This window comes from Meiothermus rufus DSM 22234 (genome assembly GCF_000423425.1).
Lineage (GTDB): Bacteria > Deinococcota > Deinococci > Deinococcales > Thermaceae > Meiothermus > Meiothermus rufus.
This window is the reverse complement of record NZ_AUHY01000112.1, coordinates 1-2,879: the sequence shown is the minus strand read 5'-3', so window position 1 is coordinate 2,879 and position 2,879 is coordinate 1. Positions and strand designations below refer to the sequence as shown.

The following is a 2,879-nucleotide window of genomic DNA, read 5'->3' as shown; positions in this document are numbered from 1 at the left end:
CCTGGGGAACCTCCTTTCTTGGTTGGTTCCCCTCTTTTTATCCCAGCTTAGAGTCTCACATGTGTTTGTCCAGGTTCAACCTCATACTTACAAGTGCAACCGGTGAGTTGCTTCGATGGAAAGCGCTCTTGTAACCGCTTACAATCACGGGGGCGCCTTTTGCACAAGCTTTCGTTCTACCTACTGCTAAGATGGCTTTGGCATGAAAGGCTTGATTCTCGCTGCGGGCCGCGGCACTCGTCTTCGGCCCCTTACCCATACCCGCCCCAAACCGGTTATCCGGCTGGCTGGCAAACCCATCATTCACTACGCGCTGGAAAACCTAGCCGACGCAGGTATCACCCAGGTGGGGGTGGTGGTCTCGCCGGATACCCAGGAGGATATCCGCCAAGCCCTAAAGGACTTTCCTGGCCTACAGATTGACTACATCGTGCAGCAAGAGGCCCTGGGCATTGCCCATGCGGTAGGCACAGCCAGGGACTGGCTAGGTCAAAGCCCCTTTGTGCTCTACCTGGGGGACAACCTGTTCCAAAAGGGAATTAAGCCCTTTGTGGAGGCCTTCCGGCCTGGGACTGGGGCGGTAATCGCTCTGGTACGGGTCCCCGACCCCCGGCAGTTTGGTGTGGCCGTACTGGAACAGGGGCGCATCGTCCATCTGCTAGAAAAACCCAAGGAACCCCCCTCCGATCTGGCGGTGGCTGGGGTGTACGTCTTTGGCCCAGCGGTTTTGGAAATTATTGCTGGGCTCGAGCCCAGCGCCCGCGGCGAGTACGAAATTACCGACGCTATCCAGACTCTGATAAACCAGGGCCACCTCGTCTTGGGCCAGGAAGTGGATGGTTGGTGGAAGGACACCGGCCGCCCCGCCGACCTGCTGGACGCCAACCGCTTGCTGCTGGTAGAGCAAAAAAGCCCCACCCCGGTGATCGAAGGCCAGGTCTTCGATAGCCAGATCACGGGCCGGGTGGTTATTGAAAAAGGGGCGGTGGTGCGGAACAGCACCGTACTAGGCCCGGTGCACATCGCCCCCAACGCCCTTGTCGAAGGGGCTTATATCGGCCCTTTCACCTCGATTGGCCCGGGGGTCACAGTACGCCAAGCTGAGGTAGAGTTTTCTATCCTGGAGGACAATTCGGTGGTGGAGGACGTACCCCTACGGCTGCACGAGTGCATCCTGGGCGTGGGCGCCCGGGTCACCCGGCGCAATGGCCTGCCCAAGGCCCACAAGCTGGTACTGGGTGATCTGAGCAGTGTGGAGCTGGCCTAGGCCCCGTTGATTGCCCTTGACCCACCCTTCACGGGTTTGGGAAACGAGTGGAGCCCGGTACGACCCTACCCTGCGGCATTGCTCGCCGGAAAGGCCCTCTACAACCTCGGAGCACCGCCAGAGGAAGAGGCGTTGGGTTAGGCGTGTTCGCTCCATCACCCCCGAGAAGCGGCTATCGGAGGACATCCGCCGGGTTTGAACCAGCTGAATTCTCCTAGCTAAAATGCCACCATGGAAGGGCTTAAACTAGTCGGTTGGTTGCTGCTGGTACTAAGCGCGGTAGAAGGCGTGGTCTGGCGCATACTAGCCCAGCGCAGTCCGAATGCCCAGCGGGTTCTCCCCGTGTTACTGGCCAGCGCAGTGCTCAGCGGGGTTGTGGGCCTGGTGCTGCTGTTGCTGAGCTAGCCTTGATTTCTGTAGCGGCGCAATAGCTCGAGGTCCTCTTGCACCAAGTCGTCGCGCCAGGCCAGGGACTCCAAATGGTGGCGCAACTCGTGCAAAAGGGTCTCCCAAACCTCGCCCTCCCAATCGAAGCCTGGGTCTTCCGCAGCTAAAGCGGCAAATGAACCATAAAACAAGGCAATGTGCCGACCAATGCCCTCATACCCTCCCAGCAGCGACGGGTAGCCCGGGTCGTAGTACTCGCCCAGACGCAGCAGGCCCGGCTCATCCGGATCAGATTTAAGGTGTTCTAGCACATGCAGGCCTTGCAAACCCCGCTTGAATTCGGCGGGAATTTCCGCCCACAGACGGTCGGCTAACTCTACAAACGCCTCATAGGTCATCAGGGTTCAGTTTGCCACAACATAAAGGGCTACAAAAGCCGCTTACCTGGCCACATGACGCCACAACCAGAAAGCCACCGACCCCCCAGCCCACAGCAAAAAAAACAGTGGCCACAAAAAAGCCGTAGTACTAGGAGCCGAGCGAGGCTCATTGGAGCAAACGGGGTTGCGGGGCTTTATTCGCTCAATTCGGCTGAACTCTGTCTTAGCCAGCAGGGGGTGGCTCGAGGGCCAAGCACTTTCAGAAAAGGGTTTGTTGGAGGTAGAGGCCACGGGCACTTTTGCGGGTTGCCCCATCCTTTCTTCAAGAGCCCGGGCTAAGCGCTCCAGCTCCAGGTCGCCCGGGAAGAGCGAGGTGGCATGGATAAGGGCATGCTGGGCTTTGTCTAGCTCTCCCAGTTCCAGCAAAGCGCGGATGCGCACTACCCACAGCGGCAGGTGGCTAGGGTTCTCGGCTAGCCCCTCCTTTGCGCTACTAGCTGCTTGCCTGTACGCCCCCAGGCGCAGGTAGGCCTCAGCCCGAACCTGCCAGTACTCGGGCCAGCCCAGATCCATCCAGGAAACCCGGTCCAATACTCGCAACGCCAGTACGGGCTCGCCATTGGCCAGGTGTTGCAAGGCCCGTTCAATTCCAGTCGCAGCATCGAGTTGGGTCATAATCGCCAGACCACCCCCACGCTATCAAAGACCACCTCAAAGGCTTGTGATTTCTGCTGCTGCAAAGCTCGTCTTAACTCGGGTTTGACAGTTGACGGCCCTTCTCGGTGCCACGCCGCCCCAGGAACCCGCATGAATCAAGGGGTTTCCATGGGGCGGCGGTTCTTTGG

4 protein-coding genes are annotated in these 2,879 nt (G+C 59.3%); 2 read left to right on the top strand and 2 right to left on the bottom strand.

Features of this window, described 5'->3' with window-relative positions; genetic code table 11:
* The first annotated feature begins 202 nt into the window (after window positions 1–202).
* Together G552_RS0113590 and G552_RS16555 are read left to right on the top strand one after the other, a co-directional pair.
* Window positions 203–1,267: a glucose-1-phosphate thymidylyltransferase gene (locus G552_RS0113590; RefSeq protein WP_027883491.1), complete on the top strand. Its 1,065-nt coding sequence runs from the start codon at window positions 203–205 to the stop codon at window positions 1,265–1,267.
* A 231-nt stretch (window positions 1,268–1,498) separates the two neighbouring features.
* A complete protein-coding gene (locus G552_RS16555; RefSeq protein WP_169447893.1) occupies window positions 1,499–1,672 on the top strand; it encodes a hypothetical protein in 174 nt (57 codons plus the stop codon).
* Here G552_RS16555 and G552_RS0113580 read toward each other — a convergent pair.
* Window positions 1,669–2,052 carry a metallopeptidase family protein gene (locus G552_RS0113580; protein ID WP_027883490.1) on the bottom strand — a complete coding sequence of 128 codons (384 nt, stop codon included), beginning with the start codon at window positions 2,050–2,052 and terminating at the stop codon, window positions 1,669–1,671. The genes G552_RS16555 and G552_RS0113580 overlap by 4 nt on opposite strands.
* 42 nt (window positions 2,053–2,094) lie before the next feature.
* Window positions 2,095–2,709: a tetratricopeptide repeat protein gene (locus G552_RS15915; RefSeq protein WP_051195836.1), complete on the bottom strand. Its 615-nt coding sequence runs from the start codon at window positions 2,707–2,709 to the stop codon at window positions 2,095–2,097.
* Window positions 2,710–2,879: the final 170 nt, after the last annotated feature.